The sequence below is a fragment of the Nocardioides sp. genome (assembly GCF_036267815.1).
GTDB lineage: Bacteria > Actinomycetota > Actinomycetes > Propionibacteriales > Nocardioidaceae > Nocardioides.
On the sequence record NZ_DATAVI010000032.1, the window covers coordinates 1 to 23,776 of the forward strand.

A 23,776-nucleotide genomic window follows, 5' to 3' on the forward strand; every position below is an offset into this window, starting at 1 on the left:
TTCCTTCGCACCGGTGTTGTCGGCGACCTTGAGTCGGGACTCCTGCTGGATCACCTGGCACGCTCCACGATGGTCACGACGCGCCAGCGCTTGGTCGCCGACAGCGGTCGGGTCTCCATCAGCCGGACGCGGTCGCCGACACCGCAGTCGTTGGTCTCGTCGTGCGCCTTCAGCCGCGACGTACGGCGCATGACCTTGCCGTAGAGCGCGTGCTTGACGCGGTCCTCGACCTCGACCACGACGGTCTTGTCCATCTTGTCGCTGACGACCAGGCCCTCCCGCACCTTGCGGGGCTTGCGGGTCGCAGCTGCTGTGTTCTCGCTCATGCGTCAGCGCCCTCCTTCTGGGCCTCGTTGTCGCTCTCGTTGTCGCTCTCGTTGTCGCTGGCGTTGTCGCTGGCGTTGTCGCTGGCGTTCTCGCCGGCGGTCTCGTCGGTGGAGCCGCTCGCGTCGGGGTTCGACCGGATGCCGAGCTCGCGCTCGCGCACGACCGTGTAGATCCGGGCGATGTCCTTCTTGACCGTGCGGAGCCGGCCGTGGCTCTCCAGCTGGCCGGTGGCCGCCTGGAAGCGCAGGTTGAACAGCTCCTCCTTGGCCTCGCGCAGGCGAGCCTCGAGGTCGGTGCTGTTCATCTCGTCGAGCTCGTGTGCCTTCACACTGCTGGCCATCAGAACTCACCGGCCTCTCGGGAGATGAAGCGGGTCTTCATCGGGAGCTTGTGCTGCGCGCGGCGCATGGCCTCGCGGGCAACGGTCTCGTCGACGCCGGAGAGCTCGAAGAGCACCCGGCCCGGCTTGACGTTGGCGATCCACCACTCAGGCGAGCCCTTGCCGGACCCCATCCGGGTCTCGGCGGGCTTCTTGGTCAGCGGACGGTCGGGGTAGATGTTGATCCACACCTTGCCGCCACGCTTGATGTGCCGGGTCATGGCGATACGCGCGGACTCGATCTGCCGGTTGGTGACGTAGGAGCCCTCCAGCGACTGGATGCCGAAGTCACCGAACGCCAGTCGAGTGCCGCCCTTGGCAGCGCCACGCCGCGTGGGGTGGTGCTGCTTGCGGTGCTTGAGACGACGGGGCATCAACAAGGCTCAGCCCTCCGTTCCGGCGGTCGAGGCGGCCTCGGGGGCCGCTGCCTCGGCAACGGGAGCGGCCTCGGCCGGAGCGGTCTCCGAGCCGGCACCGCCGCGGTCGGCGCGCGTGGGACGCGTGCCCCGGCTGGGGCGCTCGCCGCCACCGCCGCGGGTAGGACGGCCGCTGCGACCGGGGACGCCGGCGCGAGCCGCCGCCTGGGCCTGGCGCTCGGCGCGCGTGCCCGCGACCTCGCCCTTGTAGATCCAGACCTTCACACCGATCCGGCCGAAGGTCGTCTTGGCCTCGTAGAAGCCGTAGTCGATGTCGGCGCGCAGGGTGTGCAGGGGCACGCGCCCCTCGCGGTAGAACTCCGTGCGCGACATCTCGGCGCCGTTGAGGCGACCCGAGCACTGGATCCGGATGCCCTTGGCGCCCGAGCGCATCGTGGTCTGCATCGCCTTGCGCATGGCCCGGCGGAACTGCACGCGGCCGCTGAGCTGCTCGGCGACGCCCTGCGCCACGAGCTGGGCGTCGACCTCGGGGTTCTTCACCTCGAGGATGTTGAGCTGGACCTGCTTGCCGGTCAGCTTCTCCAGGTCGCCGCGGATGCGGTCGGCCTCGGCGCCGCGGCGGCCGATCACGATGCCGGGACGGGCCGTGTGGATGTCGACCCGCACCCGGTCACGGGTGCGCTCGATCTCGACCTTGGCGATGCCGGCGCGCTCCATGCCCTTGGACAGCAGGCGGCGGATCGCGACGTCCTCGCCGACGTAGGACTTGTACAGCTTGTCGGCGTACCACCGGGACTTGTGGTCGGTGGAGATGCCGAGGCGGAAGCCGTTCGGATGGATCTTCTGGCCCATCAGGCCTTCCCCTTCTTCCGGTTCTTGGGCTCGCCCTGCTTCTTGCCGCCCGCGGCCCTCTGGACCGGCTCGGGCCGCGGGGTCACGACGAGGGTGATGTGGCTGGTGCGCTTGAGGATCCGGGTGGCCCGGCCCTGCGCACGGGGGCGCCAGCGCTTCATGGTCGGACCCTCGTCGACCTGGCAGTTGCTGACGACCAGGGTCGCCCGCTCGAGGTCCTCGGTGGTCTCGGCGTTGGCGATGGCACTCTCCAGGACCTTGTAGACCGTCTGGGCGGCGGACTGCGGGGCGAACTGGAGCAGGGCCAGGGCGTCGTCGACCGGCAGCCCGTTGATCATCTGGGTCACGCGACGGGCCTTCATCGGCGTGATCCGCTGGTAACGCGCGCTCGCGTACGCACCCGGCTGGTCGCCGAGCAGCGACTCACGGCGGGCGCTGGAGCGCCGGCGCTCGGTCACAGGCATGTCTAGGTCTCCTCTTGCCATCGCCGCGTCAGCGGCGGCGGCCCTTCCGGTCGTCCTTCACGTGTCCGCGGTAGGTGCGGGTCGGGGCGAACTCCCCGAGCTTGTGGCCGACCATCGAGTCGGTCACGAAGACGGGCACGTGCTTGCGTCCGTCGTGCACGGCGATCGTGTGGCCGATCATGGCCGGGACGATCATCGAGCGACGCGACCAGGTCTTGATCACGTTGTGCGAGCCCTTGTCGTTCTCGACGTCCACCTTCTTCATCAGGTGGCCGTCGACGAAAGGGCCCTTCTTCAGGCTGCGCGGCATTGGTCAGACTCCTCAGCGCTTCTTGCCGGTACGACGACGACGGATGATCTGCTTGTCGCTGGCCTTGCCCTTGCGACGGGTGCGCCCCTCGGGCTTGCCCCACGGGCTGACCGGGTGGCGACCACCCGAGGTCTTGCCCTCACCGCCACCGTGTGGGTGGTCGACGGGGTTCATGACGACACCGCGGACGGTCGGGCGCTTGCCCTTCCACCGCATCCGGCCGGCCTTGCCCCAGTTGATGTTCGACTGCTCGGCGTTGCCGACCTCGCCAACCGTGGCGCGGCAGCGCACGTCGACGAAGCGCATCTCGCCCGAGGGCAGGCGCAGCGTCGCGCGCGAGCCCTCCTTGGCCACCAGCTGCGCGGAGTTGCCCGCGGAACGGGCGATCTTCGCGCCGCCGCCGGGGCGCAGCTCGATGCAGTGGATCGTGGTGCCGACCGGGATGTTGCGCAGGGGGAGGTTGTTGCCCACCTTGATGTCGGCGTTCGGGCCCGACTCCAGCAACGTGGCCTGGCGGAGGTCCTTGGGCGCCACGATGTAGCGCTTCTCGCCGTCCAGGTAGTGGAGCAGTGCGATGCGCGCGGTGCGGTTGGGGTCGTACTCGATGTGGGCGACCTTGGCCGGCACGCCGTCCTTGTCGTAGCGACGGAAGTCGATCAGCCGGTAGGCGCGCTTGTGACCGCCACCCTGGTGGCGCGTGGTGATGCGGCCCTGGTTGTTGCGACCGCCCCGCTTGGGCAGGGGACGGGTCAGCGACTTCTCCGGCGTGGTCCGGGTGATCTCGACGAAGTCGGCCACCGAGGAGCCACGACGGCCCGGGGTGGTCGGCTTGTACTTGCGGATGGCCATGTCTGGTTACCTCTCAAGCCCGGTCAGGAGACCGGACCTCCGAAGATGTCGATGCGGTGGCCCTCGGCCAGGCTGACGATGGCGCGCTTGGTGTCCTTGCGCTTGCCGAGCCCGGTGCGGGTGCGACGGGTCTTGCCCTGGCGGTTGATGGTGTTCACCGACACGACCTTGACGCCGAAGACCTTCTCGACCGCGATCTTGATCTCGGTCTTGTTGGCGTCGGGGCGCACCAGGAACGTGTACTTGTTGGCGTCGAGGAGCCCGTAGCTCTTCTCCGACACCACCGGTGCCAGCAGGATGTCGCGGTGGTCCTTGTGCAGGGTGCTCACTTCTCGCCCTCCTCAGCATCGGCGTCGGCAGCAGAGCCGCCGCCGGCCCGGGCGAAGCCGGCCGCCTCGGCGTCCTCGGCGGACTTGAAGTAGAACTCCGCCTCGGTCTGGTCGTACCACTGGCCGTCGGGCTCGTGGTACAGCCCCGAGTCGGCGTTGCCCTTGACCTCGTAGCCCTTGGGAGGGCCGCCGCTCTTCAGCGGCGCCTTGGCGCCCTTGGGAAGCACCGGCTTCGCGGCCACCTCGGCGACCTCGGTCGCCTCGGCCGGCTCGTCGAGCTGGGGCTCGGCCTTCTTCTCGGACTTCTTCTCGGCCTTGGCCTCGGGGGCCTCGGGCTCGGCAGCCGGGGCCGCCACGAGCGCCGCGGGACGGTCGCTGGACGACGCGGTGCCCCCGACGAACGCCTCGTAGGCGCCGCGGGTGAACACGACGTCCTCGGCGGCGAGCACGTCGTAGGTGTTGAGCTGGTCGACGGCGACGATGTGGGCCTCGACGGCGTTGCGCAGCGAGAGCCAGGTCACCGTGTCGGACCGCTCCAGGACGACCAGGAACCCGGCGCGTTCGGTGACCACGCCGCGCAGCGCGGCCAGCGCGGTCTTGGTCGACGGCAGGTCGCTGGACACCAGCGACTCCACGACATGGATCCGCCCGTCACGGGCCCGGTCGGACAGCGCGCCTCGCAGGGCGGCCGCGACCATCTTCTTGGGCGTGCGCTGGGCGTAGTTGCGCGGCTGCGGGCCGTGCACCACACCGCCGCCGGCGAACTGCGGCGCCCGGGTCGAGCCCTGGCGGGCGCGGCCGGTGCCCTTCTGCTTGTACGGCTTGCGACCGCCGCCGCGAACGGCACCGCGGGTCTTGGTCGAGTGCGTGCCCTGACGGGCAGCAGCCTGCTGGGCCACCACGACCTGGTGGATCAGCGGGATGTTGACCTCGACGTCGAAGATCTCGGCCGGCAGGTCCACCTCGACGACCGACGCTGCGGAAGCGGCGGACTTCGAGCTGGGCTTGGCGGCAGCCTTCTTCGTGGTGGTCGCCATGGTCAGGCCCCCTTCTGCGCGAGCTTGGCGGCCGTGCGGAGGACGACCAGACCACCCTTGGCGCCGGGAACGGCGCCCTTGAGCAGGATCAGGCCCTTCTCGGTGTCGACCGCGTGGACGACGACGTTCTGGGTGGTCACGGTCGCCTGGCCCATCAGGCCGGCCATCCGGACACCCTTGAAGACGCGACCGGGAGTCGCGCAGGCGCCGATCGAGCCCGGCTTGCGGTGGTTGCGGTGGGCGCCGTGCGACGCGCCGACCCCGTGGAAGCCGTGTCGCTTCATGACGCCCGCGAAGCCCTTGCCCTTCGTGGTGCCCGTGACGTCGATGACGTCGCCGGCGGCGAAGGTGTCGGCGGGCAGCTCCTGGCCGACGGTGTAGGACCCGGCGTCGGCCGTGCGGATCTCCGCGACGTGGCGACGCGGGGTCACCCCGGCCTTCGCGAACTGGCCGGCCTCCGGCTTGGTCACCTTGCGGGAGTCGATCTCGCCGAAGCCGACCTGGATGGCGTTGTAGCCGTCGTTCTCGGGCTTGCGGACCTGGGTGACCACGTTGGTCCCGGCCGCGACGACGGTCACGGGGACGACGCGGTTGTTCTCGTCCCACATCTGGGTCATGCCGAGCTTGGTGCCCAGCAGCCCCTTCACAGTGCGCTCAACTGTCATCGTCGGGCCTCAGAGCTTGATCTCGATGTCGACACCGGCGGGCAGGTCGAGGCGCATCAGGGAGTCGACGGTCTTCGGCGTGGGGTCGAGGATGTCGATCAGCCGCTTGTGGGTGCGCATCTCGAAGTGCTCGCGCGAGTCCTTGTACTTGTGGGGCGAGCGGATCACGCAGTACACGTTCTTCTCGGTCGGCAGCGGCACCGGGCCGGCGACCTTGGCACCCGTACGGGTGACCGTGTCCACGATCTTCCGCGCCGAGGTGTCGATCACCTCGTGGTCATAGGCCTTGAGCCTGATGCGGATCTTCTGTCCCGCCATAGGTCTCTCTCGTCCTTCGTGTCGTCCTGCGTGGCTCGTGCTGCCGGTCGTCGTCTTGCGCTCAGGCACCGCTGGTGTCCGACCCCCGAGGTCGGGCGTGTCGCGGGCCCCGGCACACAGATCTGCCTCGGGGAGGGACCTGCATGGTGTTGGTGGGGCGCCCGGCCACGGGGGCCGAGCCATCGGGTCTCCAGGTGCGGCGCGACGCACTGCGACAGCGAACCAGCGAGAGACGCGATTCAGAGGTCAAGGACGGCGCGCCCCGGCAACCCGCCGGAGCAACCGGACAATCCTGACAGATCACCCCTGCACCCGCAAAATCCGAAGGCGGCGGTCGCCCCCTCAGCGGCCGGGCCGGGCGATTCCGCGGTGCGGGGCGCCGCTTGTTTGACAGGATGGCCGAACGGCGCCCGATGCGGCTGCGTCTGAGTCCAGGAGGGGAGGCGGCCGTGTCGCAGGACCTGCCCCCGCCCCCCGGATGGCAGCCGCCCAGACCGCCGACGGGGCCGCCCGCGGGCTCCGGCTGGGGACAGCAGCAACCCGCTCCGCCGCCGGGCTGGAACCCCGCGCCGTACCCGCGCGTGGACGATCGCCGCGACCCCTACGCCGACTACTCCTACCCAGGCGGTGCGACGCCGCCCGGATACCCGCCTCCCCCGCCCGCCACCCTGCCCGTCGCGCACAAGCCGGGCGCGGTGCCGCTGCGACCGCTGGTGCTCAGCGACCTGTTCGACAGCGCGTTCAAGATCATCCGCTACAACCCCCGCGCCACCATCGGTGCGGCGGTGCTGGTGTCGGCTGTCGCCCTGGTCGTGCCGGTCGTGGTCGGTCTCGCCAGCGGCTCGGCCGGATCGCTCACCAGCCCGACGACGACCGACACCCTGACCGACACCCAGGTCGTGCGGCTGTTCGTGGCGTTCGGTGGTCTGCTCGGCGGCACCGAGCTCCAGTCGATCGGCCTGCTGTTCGTCTCCGGGATGATCGCGCACGTGACCTCCGCCGCCGCCGTCGGCCGCAGGCTGACGATGGCCGAGGCCTGGGCGGCGACCCGAGGCAAGCGGTGGCGCCTGCTGGGGCTCTCCCTGCTGCTGGGTCTTGGCGTGCTCCTGGTGACCGGCCTGGTCGTCGGCGCGGTGGTGCTGCTCGCGGTCGCCGCCCACCCGGCGATCGGTCTCGTCGTGGTGCTGGCGATCCTGCTGGGAGTCCTGCTCGTCGTGGGCTACCTGTGGTTCTGGGTACGCGTGCGGGCACTCGCCGTACCCGCGCTGATGCTCGAGCCGGTCGGGGTCTTCGGGGCGGTGCGGCGCGCCGTCCGCCTGACTCGTGACCAGTTCTGGCGGCTGCTGGGCCTACTGCTCCTCGTGACGCTGGTGGTCGGGGTCGCCGGTGGGATTCTCCGCGCGCCGTTCACCATCGCGGGCCAGGTCGTCCTGACCGGCTCGAACAACACCGGCGCGGGCCTGGCGGTCTACCTCCTGCTCACCGGGGTGGGCACGATCGTGTCCTCCGCGCTGCTGGAGCCGTTCTCCGCGACGGTGTCGGCGCTGCTGTACGTCGACCAGCGGATCCGCAAGGAGGCCTACGACGTCGAGCTGCTGGGCCGGGCCGGGATCCTGCCCTCCTGATGCACACGCCCGGCCCGCCCCTGCGTCCTTCCGGAGAGGAGGGACGGCACCTGCTCGAGCGCGAGCTGCTCCACGGCGAGTACCACCGTCAGCACCTGGTGGAGCGCGTGCTCGGCTGGCTGCTACGGCGTCTCGAGGGCGGCGTCGGGGCCGCTTCGGGCACCTCGGCGGTCACGACGCTGGTGACGATGCTCGTCGTCGCGGCGCTCGCGGTCGGGCTCGCGCTGCTCCTGACCCGGATACGTCGCGACCGCCGCGACAGCGTCCGCTCGGCCGTGGTGCTCGACGACCAGCGGCTCACGGCCGGCGAGCTGCGGGCGCGCGCGGAGGCCGCGTTCGCGCAGGGCCGCCTCCCGGAGGCCGTCGCCGACGCCTTCCGCGCGCTCGCGGTGCGGCAGGTGGAGCGCGGACGTCTGGCCGACCAGCCCGGCGCGACGGCGCGGGAGGTGGCCGCGCACCTCGCGTCGACCTACCCCGACCATGCCGCCGGGGTCGGGCACAGCGCGGACCTGTTCGACGCGACGCTGTACGGCCACCACCCGGTCGCCGTCGAGGACGCCGCCGGCATCCTGGCCCTGGACGACGCCCTGGCCGGTGCGCGATGAGGTGGCTGGTGCGTCACCGGGTCGCCGTCCTGGTCGGCGCGGCGATCGTGGTCGCCGTCGTCGGGTCGGCCTGGCTGGGCCGCGACAAGGTCACCTACGCGGCCGCCTTCGACCCGGGCAACCCCGACGGCAACGGCGCCCAGGCGCTGGCCCGGGTGCTCGACGCCCAGGGGGTCGACGTCGAGGTCGTGCGCTCTGCCGGGGCGCTCGACGACGCCACCACGGACGCCACCACCACGATCGTGGTCACCTCCAGCGGCGACCTCGGGCACTCCACGACCGCTCGGCTCCTCCAGGACCAAGGGGCCGCTCGGCTCGTGGTCGTGTCTCCGGGGCCGGCGCTGCTGACCGAGCTCGGCGTCGGCGACTTCCCCGCCACCGTCGAGCCGGGCACCTCGATCGCCGCCGGCTGCGCGGCGTACGACGGGCTGTCGGTACGGGTCGACACCGCCGACGCCTATCGCACGGCCGGCTGCTTCCGCTCTCCGGCCGGCGTCCTGGTGGCCCAGCCACGGGCGCGCCTGACCCTGCTTGGCGCACCGGCGATCCTCACCAACGACCAGGTCCTCGACGGCGACAACGCCGCGGTGGCCCTGCGGCTGCTGGGACAGCGGCACCGGCTCGTGTGGTACGTCCCCTCGCTGGCCGACCTGAACGGCGCCGACAGCGTCTCGGTCGGCAGCCTCCTGCCCGACTGGCTGGGGCCCGGACTCTGGCTGCTGCTCGTCGTCGGCGTGGCGACGATCGCCTGGCGTGGACGGCGCCTGGGACCGCTGGCGCGCGAGCCGCTGCCGGTGACGGTGAAGGCCGTCGAGACGACGCACAACCTCGGGCGCCTCTACCGTCGCTCGGGTGACCGCCACCATGCCGCGCAGGTGCTGCGCACGGCGGCGCGGCGGCGGCTGGCCGAGCGCCTCCACCTGCCACGGCGAGTCGACCCGGCCCGGCTGGTCGAGGACGTCGCGGCGCGCGCCGGCCGGACGACCGCCGAGGTCGACGCCCTGATCGGCCCCACCGCCCGTCCACCCCACGACGACCGGGAGCTGGCCGCCCTGGCCCAGCACCTGAGCGAGCTCGACAGAGAGGTGTCCCACCGATGACCACTTCGATCCCCCCGAGCGACGCAGGTCGCGACCCGCGCGAGCGACTCGGCGCCATCCGCGCCGAGGTGGGCAAGGCTGTCGTCGGGCAGGACGCCGCCGTGTCCGGGCTGCTGGTCGCGCTGCTGTGCGGCGGCCACGTACTCATGGAGGGCGTGCCGGGGGTGGCCAAGACACTGCTGGTGCGCAGCCTGGCAGCGGCCCTGTCGGTGCAGACCAGGCGCGTGCAGTTCACCCCCGACCTGATGCCGGGAGACATCACCGGGTCGATGGTGATCGACAGCCATCGCGGCGAGCTGTCGTTTCGCGAGGGCCCGGTCTTCACCAACCTGCTGCTGGCCGACGAGGTCAACCGGACACCACCCAAGACCCAGTCGGCCCTGCTGGAGGCGATGGAGGAGGGCCAGGTCAGCGTGGACGGCGTCAGCCACGCCCTGCCCCGCCCCTTCCTGGTCGCGGCCACCCAGAACCCCGTCGAGTACGAGGGCACCTACCCGCTCCCGGAGGCACAGCTCGACCGGTTCCTGCTCAAGGTGGTACTCCCCCTGCCGGAGCGCGGAGAGGAGCTGGAGATCGTGCGCCGTCACGCCACCGGCTTCGACCCTCAGGACGTCGTCGCCTCCGGCGTCAGCCCCGTGGCCGGCCCCGCGGACATCGAGGCCGGCCGGCGCGGCGTACGTGAGGTACAGGTCTCGCCCGAGGTCGCCGGCTACGTCGTGGACGTCGCACGCGCGACGCGCCAGGCGCCGTCCCTCGGGCTGGGTGCCAGCCCGCGCGGTGCGGTGGCGCTGATGCGCACCTCGCGCGCCTGGGCATGGCTCTCGGGTCGCGACTTCGTCACGCCGGACGACGTGAAGGCGCTGGCCCGCGCCACCCTTGCGCATCGCCTGTCGCTGCGGCCCGAGGCCGAGCTGGAGGGCGTCGAGGTGGACGCCGTGCTCGGCTCCGCGATGGCCTCGGTGCCGGTCCCCCGCTGAGAGACCGACGATGTCGATCACCGGACGCGTGCCGCCGCTGCTGCTCCTGGGGCTGCTGGCGGTCCTGGCGCGCCCGGCGCTCTCGACGCTCGCCCTGTGGCTGCTCGCGGTGGCGGCCCTGGTCGGGCTCGACCTCCTGCTCGCCCCCGCCCCTCGCAGGGTGTCGGCCGAGCGGCTGCCGGCCGGGCGGGTGCGCGCGGGCCACGAGGCGTCGAGCAGCGTCGCGGTGGAGAACACCGGGTCGCGTCGGGTCTCGCTGGTGGTGCGTGACGCGTGGCAGCCGTCCGCCGGTGCGCGCGGCAACCGACACCGACTCCGGCTGGCGGCCGGTGAGCGCGCTCTGCTCCTCACACCCCTGCACCCGACCCGGCGCGGCCTGCTCGCGGCGGAGGGGATCACGCTGCGCAGCCACGGACCGCTCGGGCTCGCGGCACGCCAGCAGACCCGCGAGGCGCCCGGCTCGATCCGCGCCGTCCCGCCGTTCGAGTCGCGCAAGCACCTGCCGAGCCGCCTGGCCCGGCTTCGCGAGCTCGACGGCCGCTCGGCGGTGCGGGTGCGGGGCCAGGGCACGGAGTTCGACTCACTGCGCGAGTACGTCGCCGGAGACGACGTCCGCTCGATCGACTGGCGGGCCTCCGCTCGCAACCGCAGCGTGGTGGTCCGGACCTGGCAGCCCGAGCGCGATCGCCGGGTGGTGCTGGTCCTGGACACCTCCCGGGTCTCGGCCGCCCGGGTCGAGGACGTCCCGCGGCTCGACTCGGCGATGGAGGCTGCCCTGCTGCTCACCGCCCTGGCAGCGCGGGCGGGTGACCGCGTGGACCTCGTCGCGGGCGACCATCGGGTCCGCACCCGGCTGCGGCTGGCCGGGGCGCGCGACGCCGTGAGCCGCCTCGAGGACGCCCTGGCTCGGCTGACACCCGAGATCGCCGAGGCCGACTGGACCGCCCTGGCCGGAGCCGTCCAGTCGCTGGGACGGCAGCGAGCCCTCGTCGTCCTGCTGACCCCGCTGGAGCCGTCGGCGGTGGAGGAGGGCCTGCTGCCCGTGCTGCCGGTCCTGGTCTCGCACCACCGCGTGGTCGTGGCCTCCGTGCGCGACCCCGAGCTCGAGCGGCTCACCCAGGCGCGCTCCGGGCTCGACGAGGTGTACGCCGCGGCCGCGGCCGAGCAGGCGCTGGCGCGGCGAGGGTCGACCGCGGAGCTGCTCGAGACCCTCGGCGTCACCGTGCTCGACGTCTCCGCCGACGCGCTGCCACCGGCCCTGGCCGACCACTACCTCGCGCTCAAGGCCCGCGGCCTCCTCTGACCCGTTGAGTTGGCCCTCCGGGCCGACTCAACGAGCGAGCTCAGGCCTGGGTGATGGCGCGGTCGTCGAGGAGCAGCGGGTCGACGTCGCCGGTGTGGCCGAGCAGGAACGCCCGGCGGCCGAGCACGAAGACGTAGGCCAGGAACGTCGCCTCGGCGAGCACGCCGATCGCGATCCGCCCCCAGGTCGGCAGCGAGGACGGCGTGACGAAGGCCTCGATGCACCCGCTGACGGCGAGCACCCCGGCCAGGCCGACGGCGACGGTGGCCGCCGTCCGGCCCTCGCGGGCGAAGGACTGCGCGCGCGTCAGGTCGCCGGGCTCCACCCACGCCCAGAAGAGCCGCAGCCCGACCCCGCCGGCGACGAACACCGCGGTCAGCTCCAGCATGCCGTGCGGGAGGATCAGGCCCCAGAACTGCGCCGCGTGCCCGTGCCGGGTCATGATCGAGCCGATCACGGCCAGGTTCGCGATGTTCTGGAACAGCAGGTAGAGGACAGGCACCCCGAGCACGCCGAGCGACAGGCAGAGAGCGGAGACCCAGACGTTGTTGGTCCAGACCTCCGCGGCGAAGTGCGAGGCGGCGTACTGGCTGTAGTAGCCCGAGAAGTCGTGGTTGACCAGCTGGTCGACCTGACGCGGGGAGAGCATGGTCTGCTCGACGTCGGGGTGGTGGAGCAGCCACACCATCATGACCGCGGTCGCCACGACGTTGCCGGCGAGAGTCCCGAGCCACCACCACCGCAGGCGGTACAGCGCGGCCGGGAACCTCTCCACCACGAACGAGCGAACGCCGTCCCAGGTGCTCCCCCGGGCGCGGCCCGCGCGGTTCCTGGCCCGGCTCAGCAGCAGCGACAGGTAGGTGACCACGGTCGCGTCGGGGGACGTCGTACGCACCATCGACAGGTGGGTGGCCACACGCTGGTACCGCTCGACCAGCTCGTCGCTCTCGCGGCCGTCGAGACGGCGCTGCCGCGCGAGCGCGTCGAGCCGCTGCCACTCCGCGTGGTTCGCGAGCACGAACGCGTCCAGGTCCACGAGACCGAGCCTAAACTCGAGCCGATGTCCGCACCGGAGTTCGCGATGCTCACGCCCGACGATCTCGTCACGGGCGAGGCCGTCGCGCTCGACCTGCCGGCGGCCTCGGTGGGCATCCGCATCCTGTCCGGCCTCATCGACATCGTCGCGCTCGGCGCGCTCGCGTTCGCCGTCCTCTTCGCCGCTCTCGTGGCAACCAGCCATGCCGACGGGGCGTTGCAGCACGTCGCCCTGGTCTGCTCGCTGATGGCGGTGTTCCTGGTGTACCCGACGGCGATGGAGACCCTGACTCGCGGCCGCTCCCCCGGCAAGCTGGCGCTGGGGCTGCGGGTGGTCCGCGACGACGGCGGGACGGTCACCGCGCAGCAGGCGTTCGTGCGGGCGATGGTCGCGATCCCGGAGATCTACGTCCTCAGCGGCGGGCCGGCGTTCTTCAGCTGTCTGGTCAGCTCGCGCGGCAAGCGGCTCGGCGACTACGCCGCGGGCACCTACGTCGTACGGGACCGGATGGCCCTCCGGCTCCCGCCACCGGTGCCGATGCCGCCGGTCCTGGCCGGGTGGGCCGAACGCGCCGACCTCCGTACGCCGCCCGTGGGGCTGACGCTGGCGACCCGCCAGTTCCTCACCCGGTTGCCGACCCTCGACCCGGCGTCGCGTGACCGGATCGGGGCGATGCTGGCCGACCGGATGTCGGCCTACGTCGCGCCACCTCCCCCACCAGGGACGACGTCGTGGGACTTCCTCGCCGCGATGTCGGCCGCACGACGTGATCGAGACCTCGACCGGCTACGCCGCGACAGCGCGCTCCGCGCGCGCCTGGCTCGTCGGTGAGCGAACGGCATCTGCGGGCGCCCGGCGACGTCCTCGTGCACCTGCGCCGCGCGCGCGACCACGCCGACCGCCACTACGCCGAGCCGCTGGACCTGGCCGCACTGGCCCGCGTCGCCGGGCTGAGCGAGTTCCACTTCCACCGCCTCTTCGCCGCGACGTACGGCCGTACTCCGGCCGCGTACCTGTCGGAGCGCCGGATCGAGCGCGCCCAGGACCTGCTGCGGGCACCAACCTGACCGTCACGGAGGTGTGCCACGCCGTCGGCTTCTCCAGCCTGGGCTCGTTCAGCAGCAGCTTCCGGCGGATCGTGGGCGAGTCGCCGCGCGAGTCCCAGCAGCGCTACGCCGGGCGGTGCGCCGCACATCCCCGGGTGCTTCGTCTTCATGTGGGGCCTGGCCGAGCGGTCCGCAAGCGAGGAGAAGCGGCCGGCCGACGAGCGGCCCTAGCGTGGGCCCGTGATCTCCAACATCGCCATCGTCAGCGTCTTCGTGAAGGACATCGACGAGTCTCTGCGCTTCTACACCGACGTCCTCGGCTTCAGGGCGGCCGACGACGTGACCATGGGCGACGACCGCTGGTGCACGGTGGTGCATCCGCAACAGCCGGAGCTGGCCGTCCACCTGACCACGCCCGGCCCCCCGCTCTCCCCCGAGCTCCAGGAGGCCATCCGGCGTGCCGAGGACGACGGTGGCACGCCCGGGCCGGGGCTCAACGTCGACGACTGCCAGGCGACCTATGACGAGCTGGTGGCCAAGGGCGTGGAGTTCATCCAGCCTCCGTCGGACCGTCCGTACGGCGTCGGGCCCTGTGCCGGGACAACTCCGGCAACTGGCTGGTCCTGGTGGAGCAGAAGCTCAGCCACGGCGACGCACACACGTGAGTCGCCAGGCGAATACATTGCCGACCATGATCGATCGCGAGCGCATCGCCGTACTCCGAGCCGACGAGGAGCGCCGCTTCGTCGAGACGCATCCGAAGTCGCAGGCGCTCGCCGAGGAGGCGGGCGAGTCGCTGCTGGCCGGCGTCCCGATGCCGTGGATGACCCGCTGGGCCGGCTCGTTCCCGGTCTTCCTCGAGTCGGCGTCCGGAGCGCGGCTGGTCGACGTCGACGGCCTCGAGTACGTCGACCTCTGCCTCGGTGACACCGGCGCGATGACCGGCCATGCCCTGCCCGCGGTCGCCGACGCGGTGGCGCGGCGGGCGAGGCAGGGCATCACGACGATGCTGCCCACCGACGACGCGATCTGGGTCGCCCAGGAGCTGGCGCGCAGGTTCGGCCTCCCGCAGTGGCAGTTCGCGATGACCGCGACAGATGCGAACCGCTTCGTGCTCCGCTTCGCCCGCCACCTCACCGGGCGGCCGCGGGTCGCGGTGATGGACTGGTGCTACCACGGCACCGTCGACGAGGCCTTCGCCACCCTCGACGGCGACCGCGTCGTCCCGAGGCCGGGGCTGCTCGGCGCACCCGTCGACGTAGCCCAGACGACCGCGGTCCTGCCGTTCAACGACCTCGAGGCGGCTGAGCGCCGACTGGCGGCGGGCGACGTGGCGTGTCTGCTCATGGAACCGGCCCTGACCAACATCGGCATCGTGCTGCCCGAGGACGGCTACCTCGCCGGCATCCGCGAGATCACCCGCCGACACGGCGTCCTGCTCGTGATCGACGAGACCCACACCCTGTGCGCCGGCCCGGGTGGGGCGACGTCCGCGTGGGGTCTGGAGCCGGACCTGCTCGTGGTCGGAAAGCCGATCGCGGGAGGAGTGCCGTTGGCGGCCTACGGCATGACCGCTGAGGTCGCCGACCGGCTGCGAGAGCCGATGCTGGGTCACGAGATCGACGTCGCCGGCGTCGGCGGCACCCTGACCGCCAACGCGCTGGCCCTCGCGGCGGCACGTGCGGCGCTCTCGTCGTCCCTGCGCGAGGAGGACTTCGCCCTGGCGGTCCCGCTGGCGGAGCGGTTCACCGACGGGGTCGCCTCGGTCATCGCCGAGCACGGCCTGCCGTGGACCGTCCAGCGCCTGGGGTGTCGGGCCGAGTACTGGTTCTGCCCGCCGCCACGCAACGGCGCCGAGGCCGCTGCCGCCGTCGACGAGGAGCTGGAGGGACTGTTACACCTGTTGGCGCTGAACCGCGGCGTGCTGCTCACGCCGTTCCACAACATGGCGCTGTTCTCGCCGCAGCACAGCACGGACGACGTCGACCTGCACACCGCGGTGTTCGGTGAGGCGGTGGCCGCGCTCGTGGGCTGAGCGGCCCTCAGCGCGTGAGGAAGAAGCTCGAGAAGATCGCGCCGCCGAAGAGGACCACCACGAGCAGGAACCCCAGCGACAAGACCAGCAGCGCGGTGGAGACGATGCCGAGGATGCGTCCGACGCAGGCCTCGGTGCGTCCACCCCAACGACCGCCCGAGGAGTCGATCTCGCGGACGACGGTGTTGCCGATCCCCCACGCGAACGGGCCGACCAAGCCGCACACCACGATGCCGAGAACTCCGAGCACGAGCACCGTCGTCGCCTGCGGGTGGTTGGGCGGCGGGGGACGGTAGCCGCCGTAGCCCTGACCGAAGCCCGGCGGACCGGAGCCCGGCGGATCCTGCCCAGGCGGCGGCTGTGTCGTCATGGCGGGCATTGTGGCAGGCCGGCGACTGCATCAGAGGCTGCGCCGGTCCCTCCATCGAGCCCGTGCACCGGCTGGACTTCCTGGCCTCTGTTGGCACTTCTTGGGGGTTGCAACGGCCAGGAAGTGCCAAATCCCCCGCTTCAGCGGGGGATTTGGCAAGCAGCGACCGGAAGATCGGAGGGGAGGCATGGTCCGGGGCCTCGTCTCTTGCCCGGGCCCGCGCGCCGACCTACCGTCGTGGCATGGCCGGAGTGGCCGTTGGTGTCTTCTACCTGATCCTGATCATGGTGGCGATGGTGGCCGGGGTCTGGGTGCTTGCCCACGCCACCGGGGTCGTGGTCAGCCACCCCAGGCACCCGCGCTCACCGGCGACCACCGCGGCGATGCCGCCGGGCATGCCGATCGAGCGGATCGCTGCCGACCTCCGCCGGATCCGGCCGCAGGCACTCCGGTCGGAGCCGGGGATGCCGATGGCCCGGCGGGTGGCGATCGTCGCGGCGTACGACGACGTACTGCTGGACGCGTGCCGCGCCCTGGAGGTCCCCACCGAGCTGAGTCGCCTCACCGACCCGCTCGAGCGCGAGAGCGAGCGGCTGCGGACCGAGGCCGAGCTGGCGCGTGCAGGGGTGGACCTGTCCTAGGGAAGTGACGCGACTAGGCCGGCAGGCGGGTGAAGCACAGGTCGGTGATCGTCCGTCCGGCCGCCAGGCCCTTGCGCTCGAACTTCGTGACCGGCCGCTCCTCCCAGCGCGGCACCACCCCGCCGGCGAGCAGCGGCTCGGCGCCGAGCAGGGCTGCCATCTCCTCGGCGTAGCCGGTCCAGTCGGTGGCCAGCCGCCACCGCGCTGCGGGGGCGAGGCGCGAGGCCGCGAGCGCGACGAAGCTCGCCGACACCAGGCGGCGCTTGTGATGGCGCGTCTTCGGCCAGGGATCGGGGAAGAACGTCCAGAGCTCGGCCAGACTCCCCTCCGCGATGTGGCTCTCGAGCATCCAGACGGCGTCGACCGAGCAGAAGCGGACGTTGTCCGCGCCCGCTGCCGACACCTCCGCCAGTGCCGAGGCGACGCCGGGCCGCCAGACCTCGAGGGCGAGGACGTCGTCGTCGGGGCGGGCCGCGGCCAGCACGCCGGTGGCCTCCCCCACGCCCGAGCCGATCTCGACGACCAGGGGCGCCCGCCGGCCGAACCAGTCGGCAAGGCCGAACCCGGGGTCGTCGAGCGCGTCGTCGGGGATGACCCACGCGTCGTGGTGGGCGTCCCACGCGGCCTGCTGGCGCGGGGTGAACCGGCTTCCGCGCCGGGAGTAGCTGAGCACCTCGCGCATCCGCCGACCGTCGTCGGTGAAGGTGAGGTGAGGCCGCGCGGGGGGCGTCGGGCGCTGCTCCGGGACCATCGGGCCATTGTCCCCGGTCACGACCGGTGCGACGTACTAGGGTCGCGGCGTGATCGACCCCCGCGAGCTGTGGGACTTCGACGATGCCAGCGCCTCCGGCGAGCGGTTCCTGGACGCCGCCGAGGGTGCCTCGGAGCCCGACCGGACCTCCTGGCTCACGCAGTACGCCCGCGCCCTCGGGCTGCTGGAGAGGTACGACGAGGCGACCAAGGTGCTCGACCGACTCCACGCGGGGGCACCCGAGGCCGCGACGTACCTCGCCCTCGAGCGCGGCCGGGTGCTGCACTCGTCGGGCCGCGCCGAGGAGTCCCGACCGCACTTCGAGAGCGCCGTGGCGGTGGCCCAGGGCGCCGGGCTCGAGGCGTTGGAGGTCGACGCCAGGCACATGGTGGCCCTGGCGGCTCCACCCGAGGAGCAGCTCGCGCTGAACGAGGCCGCCTTGGCGGTCGCCCGCGCTGCCACCGACCCCCGGGCCCGCGACTGGGACGCCTCCCTGCTCAACAACATCGGGATGACGTACGCGGGCGCCGGCGACTTCGAGGCCGCGCTGACGGCGTTCGAGCGGGCCCTGGCCGCTCGCGAGCGCATCGGCGACCCCGGCGGCATCCGGGTCGCGCAATGGATGATCGGCTGGACCTACCGCAACCTGGGACGCCGCGACGAGGCGCGCGCGATCCAGCTGGCGTTGAAGCGTGAGCTCGACGCCGGCGGACACGGTGACGAGTACGTCGACGAGGAGCTCGCCCTGCTCGCCGACTAGACACGGCTACGGCAGGGAGTAGCTCAGCTCGTAGGTATGGGCGCCCTCGTCGATCGTCAGCTCGAGGGATCCGGCGATGCCGGCCAGCGCATCGGTGCCCGAGCCGGGCACGACGAGGTAGTCGAGGCGTTGGTCGCCGTCGTGCATCACCCCGAGCTGCTGGAGAGCAAAGGCCCCCGCGTGCCCGTCGAGCACGCCTTCCACGACCTCCAAGGCGACGTAGCCGGCGCGACCACCGGCGGGGTCGCCCGCCGACAGCATGTGGCCGCGACTCGTGCCGGACAGGTCTCCGGACCAGGTCTTGGCCAGGGCGAAGCGGCCGATCGCCTCATCACCCGTCTCAGGAGTGATCGTGACCTCGAACGTGCCCCTCGCCATCCCACTCATGAGCCGAGCATGTCAGGGCGCTCCGACAATGCGATGCCCGCGGCCCGTGCCGGCTCGGCGTACGCCGCGGCGAGCGAGGCGGTCGACTCGTGGGCGTTCAGGCCGCTCGGGTTGGGCACGACCCAGAGGTCGGCGCCATCGAGGCCCTCGGGCTGACGACCGGGCGCGGCGCCTCGGCATCCGAACGCCGAGCGGTACGCCGTGATCCCGAGCACCGCCACCACGCGCGGCCGGTGCACCCCGACGAACCGCTCGAGGCGGACTCGGCCCCCGCGCAGCTGGTCGGCGGTGAGCTCGTCCGCCCGCGCGGTCGCGAAGGGCACGAGGTTGGTGATGCCCACGTGGCGCGTCAGCAGCGTCTCGAGGTCGGCCTCGGTCATCCCCGCCCTGCCGTCGGCCGGCGGGTCGAGCAGCCCCGCGGCGACGAGGGCGGGCCGGAAGCGGTTGCCGGGGTTGCCGAAGTGGATCTGGGTGGCGGCGGTCCTGAGTCCGGGGTTGATCCCGACGAAGACCAGCCGCACCCCGGGACGTACGAGGTCGGGCAGCTCCGCTCCGCGATAGGACTCCAGCTCCGCCCGGGTGTACCGCGCCATGGGCTCAGCCTTTCACGGCGTACCCCCGGCGGACGGGCGGGCGCCCGGAGACCGGGGCGTAGCTGTCGAAGCCCGACTCGAGCACGCCCTCGCCGCCGGTGAGATCGGGGAGCTGGCGCTGAAGCTCGTGCAGTCTGGCCGCGGGCATGCGCACCCCGATCCTGGTCAGGTCACCGGCCGAGCGCTGGTCGAGCAGCTCGGCACCCCAGCGGGTCACGACCCGCTGCACGCCGTTCGCCGAGTCCGTGGGAATCTCGAGGGTGACCAGGAGGATCGGCTCGCACACCCGGACCCCGGCTCGCGTCAGGGCCTGGCGCACGACCAGCGGCACCAGCCTCCGGAAGTCGTGCGCAGTCGGCATGGGACCGCGCTTCGACGGCGGACCGTCGGCGAGGGTGTAGCCGATCTCGGTCACCGTGACACGGCAGTCGGTCACCTCCCAGCCGAACAGACCGTGCGCGAGCGTATGGGCCACGTGTCGCTGCATGACCGAGGCGAACCCCTCGGGGCTCCGGTAGAGGAACAACGGCATCTGGGTCCCGACCACCTCGAGGTCGAAGCGGAGACCGGAGCCGGGGAGTCCCGGGGCGATCCGCAGACCTAGCGTCGCGTGGTGCGGGTTGGACGACGTGTTGTACCGCTCCAGGGCCCTGCCGACGCGGCGCGGCCGCTCCACGTGCACCACGCTGGCGTCGGAGAACACCGCCTCGACGCCGTGCTGCTCGGCGAGCGTGGCCGCGAGGACCTCCTGCTGGACCCGGCCGTACAGCGACACCACGACCTGGCCGTCGTCGTCGCTCCTCGCGTCGATCAGGGGATCCTGGTCGGCGAGGGACGCGAGCGCGGCCCGGAGCGCGGGGCCCTGCTCGGGTCGTGCCGCGGACACCGACGCCTCCAGCGTGGGGGGCGCGAAGTGATGGTCGAGGACCGTGCGAGCGACCCCGAGGTCGTCGCCGACCCGGACGGCTGCCAGGCCCTGGAGCCGGGCGATCTGTCCGGCGCCGGCCTGGCTCGTACGGACCCATCGGCCGGCCTCGAAGAGCTCGACGCCGGCCACCTTGCCGACCCGCCCACCCGGCAGCAGGAGCCGCTGCCGGGCGCCGACCGAGCCGGTGAACATCCGGACGTAGGCGATCTTCTCGCCGGCGACGCCCCGCTCGACCTTGAACACGCGTCCAGACGGCTCGCCCGAGACGCTCGTGACCGAGGTGGGCAGGAGCGCCGAGATGCCGAGCATCAGCTCGGGCACCCCGGCCCCGGTGGCCGCCGACCCGGCGAAGACCGGATGCAGGACGCCGGCCCGCGTCTGTGCCGAGGCTTCGGCGAGCAGCTGCTCCGGCGTACGCGTGCGGCCGTCGACGTAGGCCGCGAGCAGGGAGTCGTCGTGCTCGGCGAGTGCCACCGTCTCACGCTCGCGGAACGCCTCGTCGTCAGGCCGGTACGACGTGAACGTCGCCGCCCGCGACCCGAGCCCGGCGGCGGTGCCCATCGGCAGCACGTCGGCGGTGAGCCGCGTCCGGATCGACCGCAGGACGGCGTCGAGGTCTGCCCCCACACGGTCGATCTTGTTGACGAAGAGGAGCGTGGGGACGCCGAGGCGCCGTAGCGCTCGCATCAGGATCCGCGTCTGCGGCTGGACGCCCTCGACCGCGGACAGCACCAGCACGGCACCGTCGAGCACGCCCAGGACGCGCTCGACCTCGGCGATGAAGTCCGGGTGGCCGGGAGTGTCGACGAGGTTCACCGCGGTCTCGCCGAGGATGAGCCCGACGACCGCGGACTTGATCGTGATGCCCCGTCGGCGCTCGAGCGCCAAGGTGTCGGTCTGGGTGGTGCCGGAGTCGACCGACCCCGGCTCGTCGATGACCCCCGCGAGGTGCAGGAGCCGCTCGGTGAGAGTGGTCTTACCGGCGTCGACGTGGGCGAGGATGCCCAGGTTGAGAGAGCGAGGTTGCGTGCGCACGCAGGGTCCCTTCGCGGAGGCGGAAACGGGCGGGAGCGTGCGCTGCTCGCATCTCGGTGCCTCCTCGGGGGGTGCGTGACCGGGACCTCCGGCTCGGCCCCACGGTACGGCGTACCGGCGCGTCGTTCCACGGGTTTCCGTAGGAGCCCGGCATGCCGCCACGTCGCCACAGCGGCTCCCTGCCGGTGGCCGCGCTGGTCACCTCGCTGGAGCTGTTCCTCGACCTGCTCTTCGCCTTCACCATCACCGAGCCGACCGAGACCGTCGGCCTGGGCGAGTCGGGCGGTGACGGGCCGGTCGGCGCCGCTGCTGATGGTGCTGCGGTGGATGTACGGCGGCTACGCCTGGCCACCAACGCCGCTCCCCCGGTGACCTCGCGGCGCCCGTCTGGCTCCGGCACCCGGCCCGACTCCCTTCGTGCCCACCCCACCGAGCCCACCCTGATGACATCGGTCGGACTTCCTGGCCTCTGTTGGCACTTCTTGGGGGTTGCAACGGCCAGGAAGTGCCAAATCCCCCGCTTCAGCGGGGGATTTGGCAAGCAGCGCAGCGACCCACCCGAGCCAAGCCCACAACAGAAACGGCCCCGGACCTTGCGGTCCGGGGCCGTGCTGAGGTGCCGTGCTGGTGGCTGCTGACGCAACCGGGTCAGGCGAGGGTCACTTGCTGATCTTGGTGACCCGGCCGGCGCCGACGGTGCGGCCGCCCTCGCGGATGGCGAAGCGCAGGCCCTCCTCCATGGCGATCGGCTGGATGAGCTCCACCGCCATCTCGGTGTTGTCGCCCGGCATGACCATCTCGGTGCCCTCGGGGAGGGTCACCACGCCGGTCACGTCCGTGGTCCGGAAGTAGAACTGCGGGCGGTAGTTGTTGAAGAACGGCGTGTGCCGGCCGCCCTCCTCCTTCGACAGGATGTAGACGCTGGCGTCGAAGTTGGTGTGGGGCGTGGTCGTGCCGGGCTTGATCACGACCATCCCGCGCTCGACGTCCTCACGCTTGGTGCCGCGCAGCAGCAGACCGACGTTCTCACCGGCCTGGCCCTCGTCGAGCAGCTTGCGGAACATCTCGACGCCGGTGACCGTCGACTTCTGCGAGGTGTCGCGGATGCCGATGATCTCGACCTCCTCGTTGATCTTCACGATCCCGCGCTCGATGCGGCCGGTGATGACCGTGCCGCGGCCGGTGATGGTGAAGACGTCCTCGACGGGCATCAGGAACGGCTTCTCGGTGTCCCGCTCGGGGGTCGGGATGTAGGAGTCCACGGCGTCCATGAGCTCGCTGACGGTGGCACCCCACTTCTCATCGCCGTTGAGCGCCGGGAAGGCCGCGACCTTGACCACGGGGATGTCGTCGCCCGGGAACTCGTACTCGGAGAGGAGCTCACGGACCTCCATCTCGACGAGCTCGATGAGCTCCTCGTCGTCGACCATGTCGCACTTGTTCAGCGCGACCACGATCGCGGGCACGCCGACCTGACGGGCGAGCAGCACGTGCTCACGCGTCTGCGGCATCGGGCCGTCGGTGGCGGCGACCACGAGGATCGCGCCGTCCATCTGCGCCGCGCCGGTGATCATGTTCTTGATGTAGTCGGCGTGACCGGGGCAGTCGACGTGTGCGTAGTGCCGCGCCTCGGTCTGGTACTCGACGTGCGCGATCGAGATGGTGATGCCGCGCTGCCGCTCCTCAGGCGCCTTGTCGATCTCGTCGAAGGCGTAGAAGGGGTTGAGGTCGGGGTGCTGGTCGTGCAGGACCTTCGTGATCGCCGCGGTCAAGGTCGTCTTGCCGTGGTCGATGTGACCGATCGTGCCGATGTTGACGTGCGGCTTGGTCCGCTCGAACTTCGCCTTAGCCACTGTGGGCTCCTCCTGTTGTTGTCACTTGACTCGTTGATTCTGCTGCAATGCCGACGTCCGGCCAAATGCCCCCGCATGGGCGGGGGCACCCGTTGGCGACTACTCGCCGCGAACCTTCTTGACGATCTCGTCTGCGATGCCCGATGGGACCTCGGCGTACGAGTCGAACTCCATCGAGTACGACGCCTGGCCGGAGGTCTTGGACCTCAGGTCTCCGACGTACCCGAACATCTCCGACAGTGGCACGAGTGCGTTGATGACCATGTCACCGTGACGCTCCTCCTGCGACTGGATCTGACCGCGACGGCTGTTGATGTCGCCGATGACCGTGCCCAGGAAGGTGTCGGGGGTGATCACCTCGACGGCGAACATCGGCTCCAGGAGAACGGGCTTGGCCATCCGCGCGGCCTCCTTGAACGCCTGGTTGCCGGCGATCTTGAAGGCCAGCTCGGAGGAGTCGACGTCGTGGTAGGCGCCGTCCTCGAGCGTGAACCTCACGTCGACCATCGGGTAGCCGGCGAGTCCGCCGAACTCCATGGCGTCCTGGCCGCCCTGGTCGACCGACGGGATGTACTCGCGCGGGATGCGACCACCGGAGACGTTGTTCACGAACTCGTAGCCGGCACCCTGACCGGTCTCGGGGTCGACGTTGGGGCCGAGCGAGATGACGACCTTGGCGAACTGGCCCGAGCCACCCGTCTGCTTCTTGTGGGTGTAGCCGTGGTTGACGATCTCCTTGCGGAGCGTCTCGCGGTAGGCGACCTGCGGCTTGCCGACGGTCGCCTCGACGTTGAACTCGCGCTTCATCCGGTCGACGAGGATCT

The 23,776-nt window shown here is 71.7% G+C and carries 27 protein-coding genes and 3 pseudogenes; 11 read left to right on the top strand and 19 right to left on the bottom strand.

Annotation, left to right across the window (positions count from 1 at the left end; translation table 11 throughout):
• Window positions 1-50 precede the first annotated feature (50 nt).
• From rpsQ to rpsJ, 11 genes and pseudogenes are all read right to left on the bottom strand, one after another.
• The gene (gene rpsQ / locus VHW64_RS04985; RefSeq protein WP_329649411.1) at window positions 51-326 is read right to left on the bottom strand and encodes a 30S ribosomal protein S17; all 276 of its coding nucleotides are present in this window, start codon (window positions 324-326) and stop codon (window positions 51-53) included.
• Window positions 327-457: 131 nt separating this feature from the next.
• A pseudogene (gene rpmC, locus VHW64_RS04990) lies at window positions 458-667 on the bottom strand (50S ribosomal protein L29); the annotation flags it as partial.
• Entirely contained in the window at window positions 667-1,086 is a 420-nt protein-coding gene (gene rplP / locus VHW64_RS04995; protein WP_329649412.1) for a 50S ribosomal protein L16, read from the bottom strand. The gene rplP and the pseudogene rpmC, both read right to left, overlap by 1 nt.
• Window positions 1,087-1,089: 3 nt before the next feature.
• Window positions 1,090-1,935 carry a 30S ribosomal protein S3 gene (gene rpsC, locus VHW64_RS05000; RefSeq protein WP_329649413.1) on the bottom strand — a complete coding sequence of 282 codons (846 nt, stop codon included), beginning with the start codon at window positions 1,933-1,935 and terminating at the stop codon, window positions 1,090-1,092.
• Window positions 1,935-2,399 (bottom strand): 50S ribosomal protein L22, encoded by a 465-nt coding sequence (gene rplV / locus VHW64_RS05005; RefSeq protein WP_329649414.1) that lies wholly within the window; start codon window positions 2,397-2,399, stop codon window positions 1,935-1,937. The genes rpsC and rplV overlap by 1 nt, the downstream gene beginning before the upstream one ends.
• A gap of 28 nt (window positions 2,400-2,427) precedes the next feature.
• On the bottom strand, window positions 2,428-2,709 hold the full coding sequence (rpsS, locus tag VHW64_RS05010; protein ID WP_329649415.1) for a 30S ribosomal protein S19: 282 nt from the start codon (window positions 2,707-2,709) through the stop codon (window positions 2,428-2,430).
• Between the two features lie 12 nt (window positions 2,710-2,721).
• Window positions 2,722-3,558 (bottom strand): 50S ribosomal protein L2, encoded by an 837-nt coding sequence (rplB, locus tag VHW64_RS05015; protein ID WP_329649416.1) that lies wholly within the window; start codon window positions 3,556-3,558, stop codon window positions 2,722-2,724.
• A gap of 23 nt (window positions 3,559-3,581) precedes the next feature.
• Window positions 3,582-3,887, bottom strand: coding sequence for a 50S ribosomal protein L23 (rplW, locus tag VHW64_RS05020; protein WP_329649417.1), 306 nt, complete (start codon window positions 3,885-3,887; stop codon window positions 3,582-3,584).
• Entirely contained in the window at window positions 3,884-4,924 is a 1,041-nt protein-coding gene (gene rplD / locus VHW64_RS05025; RefSeq protein ID WP_329649418.1) for a 50S ribosomal protein L4, read from the bottom strand. Before rplD ends, rplW begins: the two co-directional genes overlap by 4 nt.
• 2 nt (window positions 4,925-4,926) lie before the next feature.
• A complete protein-coding gene (gene rplC, locus VHW64_RS05030; protein WP_329649419.1) occupies window positions 4,927-5,589 on the bottom strand; it encodes a 50S ribosomal protein L3 in 663 nt (220 codons plus the stop codon).
• A 9-nt stretch (window positions 5,590-5,598) separates the two neighbouring features.
• Window positions 5,599-5,907 (bottom strand): 30S ribosomal protein S10, encoded by a 309-nt coding sequence (gene rpsJ / locus VHW64_RS05035; RefSeq protein WP_219961136.1) that lies wholly within the window; start codon window positions 5,905-5,907, stop codon window positions 5,599-5,601.
• A gap of 449 nt (window positions 5,908-6,356) precedes the next feature.
• Between rpsJ and VHW64_RS05040 the strand changes: the two genes are divergently transcribed.
• Genes VHW64_RS05040 through VHW64_RS05060 form a run of 5 tightly spaced genes read left to right on the top strand, consistent with a single transcriptional unit; the run spans window position 6,357 to window position 11,517 of the window.
• Window positions 6,357-7,532, top strand: a complete 1,176-nt coding sequence (locus VHW64_RS05040) for a hypothetical protein (RefSeq protein WP_329649420.1) — start codon at window positions 6,357-6,359, stop codon at window positions 7,530-7,532.
• A complete protein-coding gene (locus VHW64_RS05045; protein ID WP_329649421.1) occupies window positions 7,532-8,137 on the top strand; it encodes a DUF4129 domain-containing protein in 606 nt (201 codons plus the stop codon). The genes VHW64_RS05040 and VHW64_RS05045 overlap by 1 nt, the downstream gene beginning before the upstream one ends.
• Before the next feature lie 8 nt (window positions 8,138-8,145).
• On the top strand, window positions 8,146-9,237 hold the full coding sequence (locus VHW64_RS05050) for a DUF4350 domain-containing protein (protein ID WP_329649422.1): 1,092 nt from the start codon (window positions 8,146-8,148) through the stop codon (window positions 9,235-9,237).
• Window positions 9,234-10,214 (top strand): MoxR family ATPase, encoded by a 981-nt coding sequence (locus VHW64_RS05055; protein ID WP_329649423.1) that lies wholly within the window; start codon window positions 9,234-9,236, stop codon window positions 10,212-10,214. The genes VHW64_RS05050 and VHW64_RS05055 overlap by 4 nt, the downstream gene beginning before the upstream one ends.
• A gap of 10 nt (window positions 10,215-10,224) precedes the next feature.
• The gene (locus VHW64_RS05060) at window positions 10,225-11,517 is read left to right on the top strand and encodes a DUF58 domain-containing protein (RefSeq protein WP_329649424.1); all 1,293 of its coding nucleotides are present in this window, start codon (window positions 10,225-10,227) and stop codon (window positions 11,515-11,517) included.
• 40 nt (window positions 11,518-11,557) lie between these two features.
• On the opposite strand, the gene VHW64_RS05065 is transcribed toward VHW64_RS05060, so the two are convergent.
• Window positions 11,558-12,553, bottom strand: a complete 996-nt coding sequence (locus tag VHW64_RS05065; RefSeq protein WP_329649425.1) for a stage II sporulation protein M — start codon at window positions 12,551-12,553, stop codon at window positions 11,558-11,560.
• A gap of 24 nt (window positions 12,554-12,577) precedes the next feature.
• Between VHW64_RS05065 and VHW64_RS05070 the strand changes: the two genes are divergently transcribed.
• The 4 genes and pseudogenes from VHW64_RS05070 to VHW64_RS05085 all read left to right on the top strand — a co-directional run bounded on the left by VHW64_RS05070 (window position 12,578) and on the right by VHW64_RS05085 (window position 15,634).
• Entirely contained in the window at window positions 12,578-13,384 is an 807-nt protein-coding gene (locus VHW64_RS05070; protein WP_329649426.1) for an RDD family protein, read from the top strand.
• The gene (locus VHW64_RS05075) at window positions 13,381-13,620 is read left to right on the top strand and encodes an AraC family transcriptional regulator (protein ID WP_329649427.1); all 240 of its coding nucleotides are present in this window, start codon (window positions 13,381-13,383) and stop codon (window positions 13,618-13,620) included. The genes VHW64_RS05070 and VHW64_RS05075 overlap by 4 nt, the downstream gene beginning before the upstream one ends.
• A 252-nt stretch (window positions 13,621-13,872) precedes the next feature.
• A pseudogene (locus VHW64_RS05080) lies at window positions 13,873-14,136 on the top strand (VOC family protein); the annotation flags it as partial.
• A gap of 154 nt (window positions 14,137-14,290) precedes the next feature.
• Window positions 14,291-15,634 carry a transaminase gene (locus VHW64_RS05085; protein ID WP_329649428.1) on the top strand — a complete coding sequence of 448 codons (1,344 nt, stop codon included), beginning with the start codon at window positions 14,291-14,293 and terminating at the stop codon, window positions 15,632-15,634.
• A gap of 7 nt (window positions 15,635-15,641) precedes the next feature.
• Here the strand turns inward: VHW64_RS05085 and VHW64_RS05090 are convergent, their stop codons facing one another.
• Entirely contained in the window at window positions 15,642-16,004 is a 363-nt protein-coding gene (locus VHW64_RS05090) for a DUF4190 domain-containing protein (RefSeq protein ID WP_329649429.1), read from the bottom strand.
• A 242-nt stretch (window positions 16,005-16,246) separates the two neighbouring features.
• On the opposite strand from VHW64_RS05090, the gene VHW64_RS05095 reads away from it, so the two are divergent.
• Window positions 16,247-16,645, top strand: coding sequence for a hypothetical protein (locus tag VHW64_RS05095; protein ID WP_329649430.1), 399 nt, complete (start codon window positions 16,247-16,249; stop codon window positions 16,643-16,645).
• Between the two features lie 13 nt (window positions 16,646-16,658).
• On the opposite strand, the gene trmB is transcribed toward VHW64_RS05095, so the two are convergent.
• Window positions 16,659-17,396, bottom strand: a complete 738-nt coding sequence (gene trmB, locus VHW64_RS05100; protein WP_329649431.1) for a tRNA (guanosine(46)-N7)-methyltransferase TrmB — start codon at window positions 17,394-17,396, stop codon at window positions 16,659-16,661.
• Between the two features lie 49 nt (window positions 17,397-17,445).
• Here trmB and VHW64_RS05105 point away from each other — a divergent pair, with 49 nt between their 5' ends.
• Window positions 17,446-18,156, top strand: a complete 711-nt coding sequence (locus VHW64_RS05105; RefSeq protein WP_329649432.1) for a tetratricopeptide repeat protein — start codon at window positions 17,446-17,448, stop codon at window positions 18,154-18,156.
• Between the two features lie 6 nt (window positions 18,157-18,162).
• Here VHW64_RS05105 and VHW64_RS05110 read toward each other — a convergent pair whose 3' ends face one another.
• From VHW64_RS05110 to fusA, 5 genes and pseudogenes are all read right to left on the bottom strand, one after another.
• The gene (locus VHW64_RS05110; RefSeq protein WP_329649433.1) at window positions 18,163-18,543 is read right to left on the bottom strand and encodes a DUF3224 domain-containing protein; all 381 of its coding nucleotides are present in this window, start codon (window positions 18,541-18,543) and stop codon (window positions 18,163-18,165) included.
• Window positions 18,540-19,136: a mismatch-specific DNA-glycosylase gene (locus VHW64_RS05115; RefSeq protein ID WP_329649434.1), complete on the bottom strand. Its 597-nt coding sequence runs from the start codon at window positions 19,134-19,136 to the stop codon at window positions 18,540-18,542. The genes VHW64_RS05110 and VHW64_RS05115 overlap by 4 nt, the downstream gene beginning before the upstream one ends.
• 4 nt (window positions 19,137-19,140) lie before the next feature.
• Entirely contained in the window at window positions 19,141-21,099 is a 1,959-nt protein-coding gene (locus tag VHW64_RS05120) for a translation factor GTPase family protein (RefSeq protein ID WP_329649435.1), read from the bottom strand.
• A gap of 659 nt (window positions 21,100-21,758) precedes the next feature.
• Entirely contained in the window at window positions 21,759-22,952 is a 1,194-nt protein-coding gene (tuf, locus tag VHW64_RS05125) for an elongation factor Tu (protein WP_329649436.1), read from the bottom strand.
• 99 nt (window positions 22,953-23,051) lie between these two features.
• Window positions 23,052-23,776, bottom strand: a pseudogene (gene fusA / locus VHW64_RS05130) (elongation factor G); the annotation flags it as partial.